This window comes from Bacillus cereus group sp. BfR-BA-01441 (assembly GCF_022663075.1).
Lineage (GTDB): Bacteria > Bacillota > Bacilli > Bacillales > Bacillaceae_G > Bacillus_A > Bacillus_A cereus.
Map to the genome: position 1 here is coordinate 1 of NZ_JAKUEU010000192.1, position 1,677 is coordinate 1,677.

Below are 1,677 nucleotides of genomic sequence, written 5' to 3' on the forward strand. Positions count from 1 at the left end.
GCTGTTAATGTATAAAAAGAAGAAAAAAATTAAAGGAATTTCCAAAAAAGAAGAAGTTAATATGGATTTTTTTAATAAAAAACAAATAGAAAATAATCCTGTTTATGTTATTGATCATAGTAAAGAATATCCTAATAAATATGTTAAAGGTGATAGAGACATGATGAAAAGGATATTTAATCAAAAAAGGAAAAGGACATAATATATGCCCTTTTCCTTTTTTTAACGCTCAATTTCATATTCCACTTCAACTTCCACTTCTTTTTCTGTTTTTTTAAGTTCATTTTCTTTGGAATTAAGTGATTTTGTACTGTCTTTAATTTCATTAAATTCACTTTCAATTTCTTTACTTTTTGTTTGCTTATTTGTAGATTTTGTTTTGCTATTTGTTTTAGTATTACTATCTTTTGAATGACTATTTGTATCAGTGTTTTTAACATGTGATAATTCACTGAAATTTTGTTTTAATACTGATAGATTATACGAAGCTTCATTTTTAATTGAATCACTTAAAGATGATTGAAGCTCTTGATTGTTTTGTATTTCTTTTAAAATTTCTTTTGCAAGATCACTATTTAAAATGTCATCTTGTTTATCAAGATTTTCAATCTCTTGATAATTATTTAATGTTTCTTCTCTTAGAACATCGTTATTTATTTCTTTATCATTAATTGTTTCTAAAATTTCTTGTCTAATTTCTATTTGTTCTTTAGGCGTTAATTTCAATTCAGATTGATACACATCTTTTTTGAAATTATTTAATAAATATTCATCTTTTTCATCTTGTGTAGGTTCTTTTCCAGACTTTAATTTTAATTCGTGTTCTAAGATAGAACGTTCAATTTTTTTATAATCTTTTAGATTTTGTTCAGGAGTTTGTGATTGTATTTTTTCTTTAATACTATTTGTTAAATCCTTTTGAATTGGTTTTGACATATGTAACTCTTCTTTTACTTGCTCTTTACGTTTTTCTTCTTGTGCTAACCTTCTTAATCTATTCCAAATCATATGAAATATATTATCAATAATATCATTAATATCTTCGCCATGACTTGCCATAAATAACACTCCCTTTTGTTATTTTTTTAGATGTTCTGGTTTTTTAGAAACTACAAATTCAGAAAACATTTTTAGCAATTGTTCAGTTTCATCTATGTCTAAATTTTGTATCTCAAAGTATTTTTCTAAGAGCGCACCTTTTTGGATTAATCTATGCGCTCTTTCTTTTCTTTGTTTATTATTTTCTCTGTTAATTTGAGCTAAGATTCTTTCTCTTTGTTGACTTAATTTTTTGTGCTTATTCCAAAGTTTTATAATCTCTTGATCTGTTAAATCATGATTACTCATTTTATTTACCAACTACTATATAACATGTGCATTATTTTGATTTTCTTCTTTAATTTCTGTTTTATCATTTTGTGGATCAGATGGAGGATTGTTTAATTCATTAGTAGCGTTGTTATCTTCATTAGATTCTTTTGATGATTCTTCTAACATTTTGTTTGCAATATGAGAAAGATCTTTGATTACTTGTTCTAAATTATCAGGGTTTATTTCTACATCCCAATTATTACAAACTACACTACCAATACTTTGATGAAATTCAGCTTCTGCTTTCTTTTGTTGTGCTTGTAATTCAGCCATCTTTTTTTCTAGGTCTGTCATTTTTTTAGCTTT

Annotated in this window: 3 protein-coding genes and 1 pseudogene; 1 reads left to right on the forward strand and 3 read right to left on the reverse strand. The window is 25.2% G+C overall.

Annotated features, from left to right (window positions below; genetic code table 11):
- Positions 1 to 202 (forward strand): annotated as a pseudogene (locus MR107_RS29795) (hypothetical protein); the annotation flags it as partial.
- 20 nt (positions 203 to 222) lie between these two features.
- Here MR107_RS29795 and MR107_RS29800 read toward each other — a convergent pair.
- The 3 genes from MR107_RS29800 to MR107_RS29810 all read right to left on the reverse strand — a co-directional run.
- Positions 223 to 1,059, reverse strand: coding sequence for a hypothetical protein (locus tag MR107_RS29800; protein WP_242293130.1), 837 nt, complete (start codon positions 1,057 to 1,059; stop codon positions 223 to 225).
- Between the two features lie 18 nt (positions 1,060 to 1,077).
- Positions 1,078 to 1,347, reverse strand: a complete 270-nt coding sequence (locus tag MR107_RS29805; protein WP_098634818.1) for a hypothetical protein — start codon at positions 1,345 to 1,347, stop codon at positions 1,078 to 1,080.
- 15 nt (positions 1,348 to 1,362) lie between these two features.
- The coding region (locus MR107_RS29810) for a hypothetical protein (protein WP_242293131.1) at positions 1,363 to 1,677 on the reverse strand (315 nt) is incomplete at its 5' end.

Excerpts from the sequence above, each read along its gene's own strand:
- MR107_RS29800 (WP_242293130.1), bottom strand. The coding sequence starts at position 1,059 with ATGGCAAGTCATGGCGAAGATATTAATGATATTATTGATAATATATTT.
- MR107_RS29805 (WP_098634818.1), bottom strand. The coding sequence starts at position 1,347 with ATGAGTAATCATGATTTAACAGATCAAGAGATTATAAAACTTTGGAAT.